This is a genomic window from Synechocystis sp. PCC 7339, assembly GCF_019924095.1.
Lineage (GTDB): Bacteria > Cyanobacteriota > Cyanobacteriia > Cyanobacteriales > Microcystaceae > Synechocystis.
In genome coordinates this window covers 2,449,998-2,464,021 of the sequence record NZ_CP063659.1, presented here as the reverse complement: position 1 = coordinate 2,464,021, position 14,024 = coordinate 2,449,998, and the positions used below count along the sequence as shown (strand labels likewise).

Below are 14,024 nucleotides of genomic sequence, written 5' to 3'. Positions count from 1 at the left end.
TACTGGTTAGGGAAAAAGCTCGGCGGCGGCAGGTTTGCCCCTCAAGTGCATGATCTCCAGACTGTGGGAGAATTTGCCCAATTTGGAAACTTCCGCCATGTTTCTACCGGGAAGGGGAATAATATTTGTCCAAAAGCAAAGATAACTTTTCGTAGGTGGCAGTGGGAAACTTATCCGGGGGAGTCAGCACTGCATACTGTAAAGCGCTGTGGGCAATGGAATCAAAGGGATTAGCCGCCAATTGTTTCACCGTTTCCAGAATTACCCACTGGGCATTGACTGCATTTTTTTGTAGGTTACCAATAACCATCTCCACCGTCACATGGTCATGGTCTGGGTGCCAACAGTCATAGTCCGTTACCAGGGCCAAAGTAGCGTAGGCAATTTCTGCTTCCCTGGCTAACTTGGCCTCCGGCAGATTAGTCATACCGATCACAGTCCCCCCCCAACTACGATATAAATTCGATTCCGCAATGGTGGAAAAGGCTGGGCCCTCCATACACACGTAGGTTCCCCGGTCATGGAGCGTTACCCCCTCCAACTCCAAACCGGCGATCGCCGTGGAAAGACACTGAGCTAACTGGGGGCAAATGGGGTTGCCAAAACCAATGTGGGCCACAATACCCTCCCCAAAAAAAGTGGAAATCCGCTGGCGAGTGCGGTCAATGAACTGGTCCGGAACCACCATATCCAAAGGTTTTGCTTCTGCCTGCAAAGAACCCACCGCCGACGCAGAAATTAAATATTTAACCCCTAACTGTTTCATGCCATGGATATTGGCTCGAAAAGGAATTTCGCTAGGTAAAAGGTGATGCCCCCGGCCATGGCGGGCCAAAAAAGCCACTGATGTCCCAGCTAATTCCCCCACAATAAAGCTGTCTGACGGCGCCCCAAAAGGCGTATCAATAGTCACCTCCTCAACATTTTTGAGGGCGTCCATTTGATACAATCCACTGCCGCCAATGATGCCAATTTGTGCATTTACCATGGTGGAATTCTTTCCTAACGAGATTGGTTTGACAATTAAACTGTCCAAAGCGAGGGGAAGGTTAAATCCTCCTTATCACAAAGATTCTCCCCAACCCCTGGGATGAGATGGGGACTTCCGAAAAATATCCTTGCCAACCACTCCCAGGTAGCCCATGGGAATGCCCCCCTCAACATCCGGGACGAAAATCCCCCCCCCGGCGGGCAGAGTTTTCCAAAACTGACTGATACAGATCTGAATTAACTTAGCTTTTCAGGCTTAGTCTTCATCCATATCATCACTGCTATCGTCACTATAGAGATTGTCATCCCCATCCATCAACTCAGCAATATCAACATCCTCGTCACTCATATTGCTGGTGGTGCCCTCTTCAATTTCCCGATAAATCAAACGATTATTACTTTCTAGCCAGTCAATCAGAGACTGCTCACGGGTAACAGGCAAAACCGCCGCTGGCTCATAACGGGCTTCTCGACGGAGGGAAGGATTGTACATAGTGCTTAATGCCAACTATTGAATTATCTATTTTGAGCGACCCACGATTATAGCAAAATATGCTCCTAGTCTGGAACTGTGGGTAAATTTTGGATTAGCTGACGCAACACCTCGGTTTTTGTCCGCCCCTCCGCCGTACAGTAACGCTCTAAATGAATCAAATCTTTTTCCGGTAAACGAATCGTCAGCACTTTATCGGATTTCGGTTTTGTTCTAATCATTGCCCTCACAGAGTCCTTCTCTTTCCCCAGCATAGCAACTTTCAGCGGACTGACACGGCATTCTATAGGGCTTTAATGATTTCACTTGTAATAACAAAGCAATTATAAAGTTACGACAATATATTTAAAGTTAAATTACTTTGAGTTGACAAAAGCACGACGGGGAGTTACAATGGAATTATAGCAAGGCAAATACTTGCTGTCGTTAGATGGAGGGTTATCAATGGATAGCCAAAACACAGCACTGGAAAAAGAAACCACTGCTAAAAATAACCGTGGTCAACATATCAGCGATGGGAGCGAGCTGATTCCCTCTGAAGTTGCCGCTAAGGGATTGACAGAGAGGGAAAAGCCTCTGACTCCAGAGTCAGAAATGAAAGAAAACGCAGGCAAAGCAGATGCGCCCTCTTCCCCCAACGTTGAGCCTGCTTACCGGGTCACCGATTCAGGTTTGATTAACGCTTACCCAGTTTCTCCTCCCGTATCAGAAATTGATCCAGACTCTAAGCAACAGTTTAGACGCAAGTTAATTGGTTTCGGATTGGCCGCTAACCTGGCTTTAGCCCTAATTGTGATCGCCCTATCCATCACTGGTAGATTCTAGTCCCGATCCAGGACTTGGCTAATTCAGTCAAATTTAAGCATTCTAGAAAAACAACATTAACTGTCCCCACTGGTGTGATACCGGGAGATGTTCTACATTTTCCTTCCGATCGCCGGCTGGTGTAGCTTTTGTAGAAAACCTACAGTAAATAAAAACAGAGAGGATAACATTTATGTCCAACCCCACCACGATGACTGCCCAAGAAAAAGAAGCCTATAAAGAGAAGGTAAGAGCAAAAATTGACAAGCTCAATGCCCAGATTGATCAAATGTCTGCCGAAGCTAGGGAAAAAGCCGCAGATGCCAATGTTAACTACCAAAAAGCCCTTAAGGATCTTCAGGCCCAACGGGACGCCCTAATGGGTAAATGGCACGATCTTCAACAATCTGGTGAAGCTGCTTGGGAAGAGTTGCAAGCAGGCTTAGAAAAAAGTTGGAACGAATTGTCCAACACATTTGAGCAGGTTAAGAAACAATTCTAATCTTGACATTGCCATCGCCTATTACAGGGGAAGCGGAAATTACCTCCGGCTTCCCCTATTTTTTGTCGCCATTCTATCAAAACAAGGAGAAGAGAGGTCTCACCGGAACATACAAAAATATCCATGGTGAAATAAAGAACAGAGCCGGAAAAATATACTCAATAATATGAAATTAACAATTCAGCCATTGTGCTACTTTAATTTATTAATTGGCGCAACAAGTAAAACAAAGTTAAATCAACGATTACACAACTGCCAATTTTGTAGGCATATTGACAGCCGTGACACTGCCAGCGCAAAAGTTTTGGTCGGATAGTCCGTGATTCAAAATGCTTGCGGAGTGGATACGTTCTGGCAGGGGTCAAGCAATTAACGTTGTTTGATCTAGTCAAGAGTCACTGAAGCAAGAATCCCCCGCTAGATTGCCTTAGCAATTAACTGTCAAGCTTTTGAATAGTCCTTGACCTTGAGAAACGGAGAATCTGCGGCCTTGCAATGGAAAATATTATCATTGCCGTCGTCAAAACCCTCTATAGATCCAGGGGCCATCTGGGGTTTGTCTATAGCCACTCTAACTGTCCGCAATATTGATGGGGTTGAAACCGCAACGGCAACCGGTTAGAGTTATTGGTTTACCTTAAGATGGGAACAGAAATTCGTCACCGAGGTAAAGGAATGCGAGCTGTGTTGATGGCAGGGGGGGCAGGCACCCGTTTGAGACCCCTGACTTGCGATCTGCCCAAGCCCATGGTGCCCATTGTTAATCAACCGATCGCCGCCCATATTATCCATTTGCTCCGTCGCCATAACATCACCGAAGTGGTGGCTACCCTCCACTACCTCCCCGATGCCATGCGGGACTATTTCCTCGATGGCAGTGAATTCGGCGTTCAAATGACCTATGCCGTAGAGGATGAGCATCCCCTGGGTACGGCAGGTTGCGTCAAAAACATTGAAGAGTTATTGGATGATACTTTTTTGGTAATTAGCGGGGATAGCATTACAGATTTTAATCTCACCCAGGCGATCGCCTTCCACAAACAAAAACAGGCCAAGGCAACTCTGATTTTAACCAAGGTTCCCAACCCTCTTGAATTTGGCGTGGTCATAACCGACGAAAACCAACGGGTACAAAGATTTTTAGAAAAACCTTCCACCAGTGAAGTTTTTTCCGACACCGTCAACACCGGCACCTATATCCTCGAACCGGAGGTGCTGGCCTATCTGCCCCCCAGGGAGGAAATGGATTTTTCCAAGGATTTATTTCCCCTCCTACTGGAAAATGACGAGCCCATGTATGGTTTTGTCGCTGATGGTTACTGGTGTGATGTCGGTAATTTAGATGCCTACCGGGAAGCCCAATACGATGCCCTAGAAAAAAAAGTCACGTTGGAATTGGGTAATCTACCTAGGCACTCCGATATTTGGATCGGGGAACACACCACCATCGACCCCACCGCTGTTCTGATTCCCCCCTTGGCGATCGGCGATAACTGCAACATCGGCCCGGGCACTAGATTGGAAGCCGGTACCATCATTGGCGATAACGTCACCATTGGCGCTGGAGCAGAATTAAAACGGGCTATTGTTTGGAATGGAGTCCTCATTGGCGATGAAGCTTATCTAGCCGCCTGTGTGGTGGGACGGGGCTGTCGCATAGAAAGACGGGTACAGGTGCTGGAAGGGGCAGTAATTGGCCCCCTATCCATCATTGGAGAAGAAGCTCAGATCAACTCCAACGTTAAAGTTTGGCCTAGTAAACGGGTGGAACCGGGGGCCATTCTCAACATCAATTTGATCTGGGGAAGTACCGGTCACCGTAACCTATTCGGTCAGAGAGGCGTTTCCGGCATTGTCAACATTGATATGACGCCGGAGTTTGCCGTTAAATTGGGGGCGGCCTACGGTTCTTCCCTCAAGCCCGGGGCGGAAATTGTTGTTTCCCGGGATCAACGTAACGTCTCCCGCATGGTTACCCGTTCCCTCATTGCCGGCCTGATGTCGGTGGGGGTAAACATTCAAAACCTGGAAGCGACAGCGATTCCCATTGCCCGCACCATGACCCCGAAGTTGAAAGTGGCCGGTGGCATCCATGTGCGTATTCATCCAGATCGCCCAGATTATTTGCTGATTGAATTTCTCGATAGCCAGGGTATCAACATTTCCAAAAAGACCGAGAAGAAAATTGAAGGGGCCTATTTCAAAGAAGATTTACGTCGGGTGAGTATTCCCCAAATCGGCGACATGTCCTATCCGGCCCAGGTGTTGGAAACCTATTGCCATACCTTTGAAAAGTTGCTGGACATGGACATCATCAATAATGATGGGGCCAAAATTGTCATCGATTATGCCTATGGGGTGTCCGGGGCCATTCTGCCATTGCTATTAACCAAATTCGGCTGCGACGCGGTGGTACTCAATGCTAGTCTGCGGCAAACCGCCGTTTCCAACGAAGAAAAGGAAGTCCTACTCAGTCAGTTGGGGCAAGTAGTATCGGCGCTCCAGGCTAATTTGGGGGTGCAAGTTTCCGCCAATGGCGAACAACTTACCCTAGTGGACGAAGGGGGCCTGCCCATCCGGGGGGAACTGCTAACTGCTTTGATGGTACATATGATGTTAACTGCCTCTCCCAGGGGAACCATTGTGGTGCCAGTGCAGGCCTCCAGTGCAGTGGAGAAGTTGGCCCGCCGCCATGGAGGGAAAGTTTTGAGAACCAAGGCCAATCCCACCGCTTTGATGGCCGCCGCCCAATCGAGCCATAACGTGGTTTTGGGGGGCAGTGGGGAAACTGGTTTTATTTTCCCCCGCTTACACCCCGGCTTTGATGCCATGTTCTGCATTGCTAAAGTGATGGAAATGCTGACTGTGCAAAAACGTACCCTGGGGGAAATTCGGGCAGAATTGCCGACGGTTTACCACAACAGTTGCAGTGTCCGTTGTTCTTGGAAAATTAAAGGGGCCCTGATGCGCCATTTAGTGGAAATCCATCGAGATCAGCATATTGAATTGGTGGACGGGGTAAAAATAACTTTTCCCAACGGAGACAATTGGGTCTTGATTTTGCCCGATGCTGGGGAGCCCCTAGTCCATATCTACGCCAACAGTGAAGACCGCCACTGGGTAGATGACAAATTACGTTACTACCAGGCTCAGGTATTGAATTTTATTAGCGATGCCCAGGAGGAATCCTACCAACATTTTTCCTGATGCTAGGGATGGGTGAAACCCCGTCGGGAATCAAATCACTAAGGCGATCGCCAGTGGATCGATAAAGTTAAAGAGAATAGACCTGGCCGCCGAGAAACACCCTGGTAATGCCCTTGGACTTGAGTGCTTGGGCCGTTTTTTGGACGATGCTAGCGTCGGGCAAGCGAATTACCTTTTGGGTTTTGAGGGAAAAGCGCCGGGCCACTCGATGGTTATCAAACACCGGTAGGGTTTTGGCTTGGACTTCTTCCGGGGGTAGAGCTCCATCGAGGCTGAATTCCTTCAGGGGACGGACGATCAATTCACCCTTCCTGTCCACCACCAGGTAGCAGTTTTTGGGCATAGAGGCTTCCATCAGGGGCAAAATTGAAATTAGCTCTGCGGTGTTTGTTTGAGTTTGTTTGATGGTAACTGGGGCGGGGGCATAATCCTCTTCTCCCTGGTCTTCGTCAAAATCGTCTAATTCATCTTCAAACTCGTCATCTTCATCGTCCTCTTCGTCCAGATCATCAATGTCTTCTCCATCCAGTAAATCTAAGTCCTCGTCTATGTCCTTGACAATTTCATCTAGGGCGGAGGATTTAATTGAAACAATCTGGGGGCGCCGACCTATGGGGGCATCGGATGGCACTTCGGTTTTAGCCATTGGCATGGCGGTTGGGCTGTCACCAAATCCCGTTCGGTCGGGCTGGGCTGGGGAGGAGGTAGCGATCGCCGGCGGATCGATGGTTTCTACGGCATCGGCAAACCCATCACTTCCTGGGTCGACGGAACTGGCGGTGGCTCGACGACGGGAACGCACACGGCGGCCCTGGCTACTAGCGGTGGCCTCAATAGTCCTACTATCTTGATCTTGATCGTTTATTTCAGCCACAGGGAAAACCTCGGCCACGGAGTCCAAAGAACTGTTAGTTTCCGTCCCCTCTGACTTTTTCCTGGAGGGCTTGGGTAAAGGCAACGTCAACTGGGCGTCATTTTTGGGTCCCTTCCCCCCCCTTTTCTCCTGCACTAAGGTTTCATATTCCCCACTGGCGATCGCCGTTTTTAAGAGACGACTAACGGTGGAAACGCTCACCCCAAAACGTTCCGCGAGGGTAGTGGTGGTGGCGGGGGTTTGCCGGTAAAGGTCAACCAACTCTTGTTTATCGGTGTCGGTCAGCTTAGCGGGACTCATGGCAGTAACCATCAGGACAATTTGACATTAGTGGAACAGACGACAGGGGTGAATCTGCTAATATGTGGTTGATTCGGCGGCGGCCGGGCGAAAGCCAATCACCCTGGGCAAGATTCCAAGGATATGACTTTTTCCCACTACGGCCGAATGGTTCTATTCCAGCTACCTTGCAATATATCATTATGCCAATTGCTGCGGCGAAACCGGCCCTTCTTGTCCTTGCGGATGGCACCGCCTATCCCGGTTGGTCTTTTGGGGCCAATGGCACCACAGTGGGAGAGGTGGTATTCAACACCGGCATGACTGGTTACCAAGAAGTGATGACCGACCCCAGTTATTGTGGCCAGATTGTCACGTTCACCTATCCTGAATTGGGCAATACCGGAGTCAATGGGGAGGATGAAGAATCTATCCATCCCCACGTTAAAGGAGTAGTGGCCCGCAACATCACCCGCCGCCCCAGCAATTGGCGATCGACCCAATCCCTACCCGACTATTTGGTAGAACATAAAATTATCGGCATTTATGGCATCGACACTAGGGCCCTGACCCGCAAGTTGCGTTCCGTTGGTGCCATGAACGGCGGCATTTCCACGGAAATTTTGGAACCAGAAGCCCTGTTACACCACATCCAAGCAGCTCCTTCCATGGCCGGGTTGAACTTGGTTAAGGAAGTGACCACCCATGAAGTTTACGAATGGACTGACCCTACTGATAACCATTGGCAGTTTGGGCCAGTGGCGGAACAAAAGGGAAAACCTGCCCTCACAGTGGTGGCCCTGGACTTTGGTGTTAAGCGTAATATCCTGCGTCGCTTAGCTAGTTACGGTTGCCGGGTGATTGTGGTGCCCGCCAGCACTTCCCCAGCGGAAATTCTCCAGTACAACCCCGACGGCATTTTCCTTTCCAATGGCCCTGGTGATCCCGCAGCAGTGGAGGAAGGCATTGTCACCACTAAGGAATTGTTGGCAGCGAAAAAGCCCATTTTTGGTATTTGCATGGGGCATCAAGTGTTGGGGTTATCTTTGGGAGCGGAAACCTTTAAGCTCAAATTTGGTCATCGGGGGCTCAATCAACCCTGTGGCCTGGAGCAACAGGTGGAAATTACTAGCCAGAACCATGGTTTTGCGGTGGCAGAGGGCTCCCTAGTCGAAGAAGTGGAAATTACCCATTTCAATCTCAACGATAAAACGGTGGCGGGGTTACGCCATAAGGAACTACCATTTTTCTCGGTGCAGTACCACCCTGAAGCCAGTCCAGGCCCCCATGATGCCGATTACTTGTTTGCCGATTTTGTCCAGTTGATGCGCCAACAAAAGGCCGAAGCCGCTGGCTGGTAACAGCTGCGATTGGCCATATTACCGATGGACAAGTAAGGTTTTTAAAAAATGGATAATGGACAAAGTCGAGCTTACAAACCCCAGCTTTTCTGGCCGGGGATGTGTACACCAATTTTATTGAAGAGCATTTAGCTCTCTAATGCTAAACCAGAGCGGCCATGGAAACCTTCCCGGCAATTTGCTTGGCGATCGCCGTTAGGGCTTTGGCTGAAGCTGATTCAGGGTGGGATACCACAATGGGAATGCCCTTATCTCCCCCTTCCCGCAGGCCAATTTCCAAAGGCACACAGCCCAACAGAGGTACATTCAATTCTTTGGAAGCTTTTTCACCGCCGCCGGAACCAAATAAATCGTATTGGCGATCGGGCAGATCCGGGGGAATAAAGTAGCTCATATTTTCCACAATGCCCAATACGTTTACTCCCATCTGTTGGAACATTTTCAAACCCCGGCGAGCATCCAACAAAGAGACTGTTTGGGGAGTAGTGACAATGACTGCGCCGGCCATGGGGACGGATTGGGTTAGGGTGAGCTGGGCGTCGCCGGTACCGGGGGGCATATCCACAATCAGGTAATCCAAAGCTCCCCAATTAACTTGGTAGAGAAACTGACGAATAATGCCATTCAGCATGGGGCCCCGCCAGATGACTGGTTGGTCGGGGTCAATTAAAAAACCCATGGAAACCATTTTGATGCCATGGTTAAACACCGGCTCTAACACTTCCCCTTGGGGACTGTTTTGTACCTGCACCGCTGCACCGCTCAAGCCCAACATGGTGGGGGCATTGGGTCCATAAATATCTGCATCCAATAGTCCCACCGTCGCGCCGGTCTGGGCCAGGGCTACCGCCACATTCACCGCCACTGTGCTTTTTCCTACCCCTCCCTTACCGCTGGAGATGGCAATAATATTTTTCACCTGCTCCACGGATTGGCGGTCGGGCAAGGATTTTTGTTGGGGAGTTTCCGCTGTCACCGTTACTTCTACCTTTTCCACCCCGGGCAAAGTTTTAACCGCCTTTTCGCAATCTTCCACAATGAATTCCCGCAACGGACAGGCCGGTGTGGTCAACACCAGGGTAAAACTAACAGTACCCCCGGCGATCGCCACATCTCGGATCATGTTCAGTTCCACCAAGCTTTTTTGTAGTTCGGGATCTTGAACGGGACGGAGCACGGTTAAAACGGCATCGGTGGTTAACATAGTGACAATTGATGACAAAAATTGGGAGAATTCTCTGAGGGATTACAGTCTGCCCCTTGATCTTAAAGGTTTTTGGACAGCTTCTGGCCAGGCAGACCCCAGAGATAGGTAAGCGTCACCATTGATTGGTAACTCGACAAAGTGCGGAAAATCCCCCCCCAAACCTAAGCATTGTGTCAGAGTGGAAATAGACATAGAGCAAACCCTATCCGTTTCCCTCCATGACCCCCAGCCTATTGCCTCCCCGCCTCAATAGTCCCCACATTGAAGTGTTACCCAATGGTTTAACCATTATTGCGGAGCAGATGCCAGTGGAAGCGGTGTCTTTTCAACTCTGGTTGAGGGTGGGTTCCCGTTGGGAGGGGGACGACATTAATGGCACAGCCCATTTTTTGGAGCACATGGTGTTTAAGGGGACTCCCCGCCTCGCCATGGGGGAATTTGAGCGGGCCATTGAATCTAGGGGAGCGGGCACCAACGCCGCCACTAGCCAGGATTACACTCAGTTTTACTTCACTTCAGCTCCCCAGGATTTTGAACATTTGGCCCCTTTGCAGTTGGATGTGGTGCTTAATCCCACCATTGCCGATGGGCCGTTTGAGCGGGAGCGGTTGGTGGTGCTAGAAGAAATTCGGCGATCGCAGGATGATCCCCAACGGCGCATTTTTCAGCAGGTGGTGCAGTTGGCTTTTCCCCACACTCCTTACGCCCGCCCTGTGCTGGGGGCCAGGGAAATTATTACCCATCTCCAAGCTCAACAGATGCGGGATTTTCATGCCCATTGGTATCAGCCCCAGGCCATCACCGCCACCGTGGTGGGTAATCGCCCCGTGGCCCATCTAGTGGAAACGGTAGCCAGCAGTTTTGCCGACTGTTATCGAGTGAAATCCCCTTCCCAAGCCTTAACGCCGCCGCCGGTTAATATTCCTCCACCTTTCACTGCAGTGGAAACAACCACTGTGGTGGATAAGGGTTTACAACAGGCCCGTCTAATTTTGCTTTGGCGATCGCCGGGGTTGGACCAGTTTGAGCAAACCTTACCCCTGGGGGTATTGGCGGTGATTTTAGGTCGGGGTCGAGTGTCCCGTTTGTTTCGAGAATTGCGGGAAGAAAAGGGTTTAGTAACGGCGATCGGGGCTAGCAATTCCACCCAGGCCACCCAGGGAATGTTCTATATTTCGGCCCAGTTACCGGCGGAAAATATTCCCATCGTAGAGCGCTGCATTCTGGACCATATTGAACGACTACAAAATGAACTGGTGCCGGAAAAGGACTTAGAACGCATCCGCACCCAGGTGGCCAATCGTTTTGTTTTTGGCAATGAACGCCCCGGCGATCGGGCTAATTTATATGGCTATTACTACGCCCAAATTGGCGATTTGGAACCAGCCTTGACCTACCCCGAACAAATTCAAGCCCTGACCGCCGAGGATTTACAACAGTCCGCCCAAACGTATCTTTCCCCCACCGCCTACGGCAAGGTTATTGCTTTGCCAGAATAAGATCGATCAACGTTAACAACCATGGCTCACCGAGGTAATAAGGCCCATCTTCCCAGTAAAATTTGCCCTGTTTGCCAACGGCCCTTCACTTGGCGCAAAAAATGGGCCAGTTGTTGGGATGAAGTTAAATATTGCTCTGATCGTTGCCGTCGCCAGCGTTCCCAGCCAGATAGCCCGTAAACAACCAATCGGGCCCGATCGCCTGGCAATGGAGATCGGTTAAATTTAACGCCTGGGTCATTTGTTGAAAACCCAGTTCCCCCACCGGAGTCGGGGCCGTGGCCCCACCAATAATTTTTGGTGCCAGAAAAGCATGGATTTTTTGCACTGTTCCCATGGCGATCGCCTGAGCCGCTAGGATACCGCCACATTCCCACAACACTTGCAGACAATCCCGTTGGCACAACTCCGTCATTACTGTCAGGGGAGTTAACGGATCCAAGATCAGGGTCTCTACCCCCAATTTTTCCAGATGGCTCAGCGTATTTCGATCACAGGTTTTTTCCGTAAACACCAAAGTTTTAGCCACACCTTGATCCCACAATTGAGCCTCCAAAGGTAAATCTAAACTGCGACTCAGCACCACCCGCAAAGGATTCACCGCCCCCACCCCATGGGTAGTTAACAAAGGATTATCCCGCCGCACCGTATTGCCCCCAATAATCACCGCCTGGCATTGACTACGCAATTGATGTACCCAATGGCGAGCCGAGCTACTGGTCACCCAACTGCTGTGGCCCTGGGCAGTGGCAATTTTGCCATCTAACGTCATGGCGTATTTGAAAATGCCAAAGGGTCGTCGGTGCTGGATGCGAAAACAAAACGCTTCATTCAACCGCTGGCAAGCTTCTTCTTCCACCCCCACTTTCACCTCAATGCCAGCCTGTCTCAATCGACCAATGCCCTTACCCGCCACCAAGGGATTGGGGTCCACCATGCCCACCACCACTTTAGATATGCCCGCTTTGATGATTGCTTCGGTACAGGGGGGAGTGCGCCCTTGATGGTTACAGGGTTCCAAATTGACGTATAGGGTCGCTCCCTTGGCCCGATCGCCAGCTTCCCAGAGGGCAAAAATTTCTGCATGGGGTTGCCCTGCCTGGGGATGGAAACCTTGGCCGACAATCTGATCTCCCTGGACAATGACCGACCCCACCATGGGATTGGGCACTGTTTTACCGATCGCCGTTTTTGCTAGGGTCAAGCAACGACGCATATGGGTTTGGTCTGAAATCATAGCGGGCTAAGGGAAAAGAATCTAATCAAATTTACTGGATTTTCAGTAACGGATTCTTGCTGATGATCGACGATGTTCAAAAAGTATTTTGCTCTGGCCCTTTCTCAAAGATCACCGATAAGTTATTGGCGGGCATAGCAATCACAGCCTGATTATGTAAATTCCTTTTTTCCGCTTCCCCAATCACATCCTCCAAATTTCTCAAACCCCAAGCTGGGTTGCGACTCCGCAAAGATTGGTCAAACGCTTCATTGCTAGGGGCCGTTGGTACTTCCTTTTGACGATAGGGACCGTAGAGATAGAGAATGCCCCCCGCCGGTAAAATGCGTTCTGCCCCATTCAGTAACCCTAAGCAGGATTTCCAGGGGGAAATATGGATTAAGTTGATTGCCACCATGGCAGTGATGGGTTCTGGTAAAACTTCTGCTTCCACCGGCCACAGCGATGATTGCACATCTAAATCTAAAGGTGGCTGAAAATTGTCCAATGCTTCATGCTCCCGCCAAGCAAGAATACTTTCCCGACAAAGGGGATCAGGATCGGACGTTATCCACCAGCGAGGGGAAAATAGGGGCGCAAAAAAACAAGCGTGTTCCCCGGTGCCACTGGCAATTTCCAAAATACTGCCTTGGGGAGGTAAATATTCCTGCAAAACAGCGGCGATCGCCTCTCGGTTGCGTTGGGTAGCAGGGGAATATTGACGGCGATCGGTCATGGTGAAGACAACAAAAATGTGACGGTAGGCAAGGTGTTGAAAGAAAAAAGAAAATCAATTATTTCTAATCCATCATGGTGGCATTTTTCGGGTTTCCTGATCGAATAAAAGGCTAATAGAAACGGAGTAGGGAAGTAAACTGGAGATAATACAGACCATTGTAGACTGGTCGATTGGTAACTTTAAAAAGCTTAGAAGGTCGGTTATGGCAACTACAGCGGATGATGTTTGGCGATTGTTAGGGGAATTGGTGGAAGCGCAAAAGGAGACTGAGCGACGTTTTCAAGCCAGTGATCGCCGTTTACAGGAAACGGAAAGACTACTTAGGGAACAAAGCCAAGAGACAGAGCGGCTTCTGAAAGAACAGAATCAAGCAACGGAACGCCTGCTTAAGGAGCAAAGCCAGAGGGTGGATCAGCAACTGGGTAAACTGGGCAATCGTCTGGGGGAATTTGTGGAGTATCAAGTCAGACCTGCCGCAGTACGTTTATTTAGAGAGCGAGGCATTGAAGTACGGGAAATTTCTTCCGATTTATCTCTCCAAAGCGGAAATGAAGGTATTGAAATTGATATTTTAGTGGTCAATGGCACGGAAGCTATTGCCATTGAAGTAAAGAGTAAATTGGGGCGAGATGATGTGGATGAGCATCTGGAAAGATTAGCTAAATTTAAGCGTCTGCTACCCCGTTATCAGTCTTTTAATGTATTGGGGGCGGTGGCCGGCATGGTAATCCCCCAGGAAGTGGCACGCTATGCCTACCGTCAAGGATTGTTTGTCATTGCCCAATCGGGGGAAAGTTTAGCCATTCTTAATGATGCTAATTTTAAACCCAAAGCTTGGTAGTTTTTGGTGGAC

At 49.7% G+C, this 14,024-nt stretch carries 14 protein-coding genes; 7 read left to right on the top strand and 7 right to left on the bottom strand.

What is annotated here, in order from left to right:
• Window positions 1-103 precede the first annotated feature (103 nt).
• From IQE94_RS11695 to IQE94_RS11685, 3 genes are all read right to left on the bottom strand, one after another.
• A complete protein-coding gene (locus tag IQE94_RS11695; protein WP_212718522.1) occupies window positions 104-988 on the bottom strand; it encodes an S-methyl-5'-thioadenosine phosphorylase in 885 nt (294 codons plus the stop codon).
• 258 nt (window positions 989-1,246) lie between these two features.
• Window positions 1,247-1,483 carry a DUF3134 domain-containing protein gene (locus tag IQE94_RS11690; protein WP_190598525.1) on the bottom strand — a complete coding sequence of 79 codons (237 nt, stop codon included), beginning with the start codon at window positions 1,481-1,483 and terminating at the stop codon, window positions 1,247-1,249.
• Between the two features lie 65 nt (window positions 1,484-1,548).
• A complete protein-coding gene (locus IQE94_RS11685; RefSeq protein ID WP_223341994.1) occupies window positions 1,549-1,704 on the bottom strand; it encodes a ribbon-helix-helix protein, CopG family in 156 nt (51 codons plus the stop codon).
• Window positions 1,705-1,927: 223 nt separating this feature from the next.
• Here IQE94_RS11685 and IQE94_RS11680 point away from each other — a divergent pair, with 223 nt between their 5' ends.
• The 3 genes from IQE94_RS11680 to IQE94_RS11670 all read left to right on the top strand — a co-directional run bounded on the left by IQE94_RS11680 (window position 1,928) and on the right by IQE94_RS11670 (window position 5,996).
• Window positions 1,928-2,308 carry a hypothetical protein gene (locus IQE94_RS11680; RefSeq protein WP_223341993.1) on the top strand — a complete coding sequence of 127 codons (381 nt, stop codon included), beginning with the start codon at window positions 1,928-1,930 and terminating at the stop codon, window positions 2,306-2,308.
• 172 nt (window positions 2,309-2,480) lie between these two features.
• Complete coding sequence (locus IQE94_RS11675) at window positions 2,481-2,789, top strand: hypothetical protein (RefSeq protein ID WP_190598527.1); 309 nt, start codon at window positions 2,481-2,483, stop codon at window positions 2,787-2,789.
• Between the two features lie 675 nt (window positions 2,790-3,464).
• Entirely contained in the window at window positions 3,465-5,996 is a 2,532-nt protein-coding gene (locus IQE94_RS11670; RefSeq protein WP_212721838.1) for a mannose-1-phosphate guanyltransferase, read from the top strand.
• A 67-nt stretch (window positions 5,997-6,063) separates the two neighbouring features.
• Here IQE94_RS11670 and IQE94_RS11665 read toward each other — a convergent pair whose 3' ends face one another.
• Window positions 6,064-7,182, bottom strand: a complete 1,119-nt coding sequence (locus tag IQE94_RS11665) for a helix-turn-helix domain-containing protein (RefSeq protein WP_223341992.1) — start codon at window positions 7,180-7,182, stop codon at window positions 6,064-6,066.
• 170 nt (window positions 7,183-7,352) lie between these two features.
• Here IQE94_RS11665 and carA point away from each other — a divergent pair, with 170 nt between their 5' ends.
• The gene (carA, locus tag IQE94_RS11660; protein ID WP_212718518.1) at window positions 7,353-8,510 is read left to right on the top strand and encodes a glutamine-hydrolyzing carbamoyl-phosphate synthase small subunit; all 1,158 of its coding nucleotides are present in this window, start codon (window positions 7,353-7,355) and stop codon (window positions 8,508-8,510) included.
• A gap of 142 nt (window positions 8,511-8,652) precedes the next feature.
• Here carA and IQE94_RS11655 read toward each other — a convergent pair whose 3' ends face one another.
• The gene (locus IQE94_RS11655) at window positions 8,653-9,714 is read right to left on the bottom strand and encodes an Mrp/NBP35 family ATP-binding protein (protein WP_212718516.1); all 1,062 of its coding nucleotides are present in this window, start codon (window positions 9,712-9,714) and stop codon (window positions 8,653-8,655) included.
• A 221-nt stretch (window positions 9,715-9,935) separates the two neighbouring features.
• Between IQE94_RS11655 and IQE94_RS11650 the strand changes: the two genes are divergently transcribed.
• Complete coding sequence (locus IQE94_RS11650) at window positions 9,936-11,216, top strand: pitrilysin family protein (RefSeq protein WP_212718514.1); 1,281 nt, start codon at window positions 9,936-9,938, stop codon at window positions 11,214-11,216.
• 21 nt (window positions 11,217-11,237) lie between these two features.
• Window positions 11,238-11,396 (top strand): DUF2256 domain-containing protein, encoded by a 159-nt coding sequence (locus tag IQE94_RS11645; protein WP_212718512.1) that lies wholly within the window; start codon window positions 11,238-11,240, stop codon window positions 11,394-11,396.
• Here IQE94_RS11645 and ribD read toward each other — a convergent pair.
• The gene (gene ribD, locus IQE94_RS11640) at window positions 11,341-12,453 is read right to left on the bottom strand and encodes a bifunctional diaminohydroxyphosphoribosylaminopyrimidine deaminase/5-amino-6-(5-phosphoribosylamino)uracil reductase RibD (RefSeq protein WP_212718510.1); all 1,113 of its coding nucleotides are present in this window, start codon (window positions 12,451-12,453) and stop codon (window positions 11,341-11,343) included. The two genes, IQE94_RS11645 and ribD, sit on opposite strands and share 56 nt — an antisense overlap.
• Before the next feature lie 76 nt (window positions 12,454-12,529).
• The gene (locus tag IQE94_RS11635) at window positions 12,530-13,168 is read right to left on the bottom strand and encodes a class I SAM-dependent methyltransferase (protein WP_212718508.1); all 639 of its coding nucleotides are present in this window, start codon (window positions 13,166-13,168) and stop codon (window positions 12,530-12,532) included.
• A gap of 205 nt (window positions 13,169-13,373) precedes the next feature.
• Between IQE94_RS11635 and IQE94_RS11630 the strand changes: the two genes are divergently transcribed.
• Entirely contained in the window at window positions 13,374-14,012 is a 639-nt protein-coding gene (locus IQE94_RS11630) for a hypothetical protein (protein WP_212718506.1), read from the top strand.
• Window positions 14,013-14,024: the final 12 nt, after the last annotated feature.

Coding starts and splice junctions, on each gene's coding strand:
- IQE94_RS11635 (WP_212718508.1), bottom strand. CDS start 13,168: ATGACCGATCGCCGTCAATATTCCCCTGCTACCCAACGCAACCGAGAG.
- IQE94_RS11675 (WP_190598527.1), top strand. CDS start 2,481: ATGTCCAACCCCACCACGATGACTGCCCAAGAAAAAGAAGCCTATAAA.
- IQE94_RS11690 (WP_190598525.1), bottom strand. CDS start 1,483: ATGTACAATCCTTCCCTCCGTCGAGAAGCCCGTTATGAGCCAGCGGCG.
- IQE94_RS11650 (WP_212718514.1), top strand. CDS start 9,936: ATGACCCCCAGCCTATTGCCTCCCCGCCTCAATAGTCCCCACATTGAA.
- IQE94_RS11695 (WP_212718522.1), bottom strand. CDS start 988: ATGGTAAATGCACAAATTGGCATCATTGGCGGCAGTGGATTGTATCAA.
- carA (WP_212718518.1), top strand. CDS start 7,353: ATGCCAATTGCTGCGGCGAAACCGGCCCTTCTTGTCCTTGCGGATGGC.
- IQE94_RS11645 (WP_212718512.1), top strand. CDS start 11,238: ATGGCTCACCGAGGTAATAAGGCCCATCTTCCCAGTAAAATTTGCCCT.
- IQE94_RS11670 (WP_212721838.1), top strand. CDS start 3,465: ATGCGAGCTGTGTTGATGGCAGGGGGGGCAGGCACCCGTTTGAGACCC.
- IQE94_RS11680 (WP_223341993.1), top strand. CDS start 1,928: ATGGATAGCCAAAACACAGCACTGGAAAAAGAAACCACTGCTAAAAAT.
- IQE94_RS11630 (WP_212718506.1), top strand. CDS start 13,374: ATGGCAACTACAGCGGATGATGTTTGGCGATTGTTAGGGGAATTGGTG.
- IQE94_RS11685 (WP_223341994.1), bottom strand. CDS start 1,704: ATGATTAGAACAAAACCGAAATCCGATAAAGTGCTGACGATTCGTTTA.
- IQE94_RS11665 (WP_223341992.1), bottom strand. CDS start 7,182: ATGGTTACTGCCATGAGTCCCGCTAAGCTGACCGACACCGATAAACAA.
- IQE94_RS11655 (WP_212718516.1), bottom strand. CDS start 9,714: ATGTTAACCACCGATGCCGTTTTAACCGTGCTCCGTCCCGTTCAAGAT.
- ribD (WP_212718510.1), bottom strand. CDS start 12,453: ATGATTTCAGACCAAACCCATATGCGTCGTTGCTTGACCCTAGCAAAA.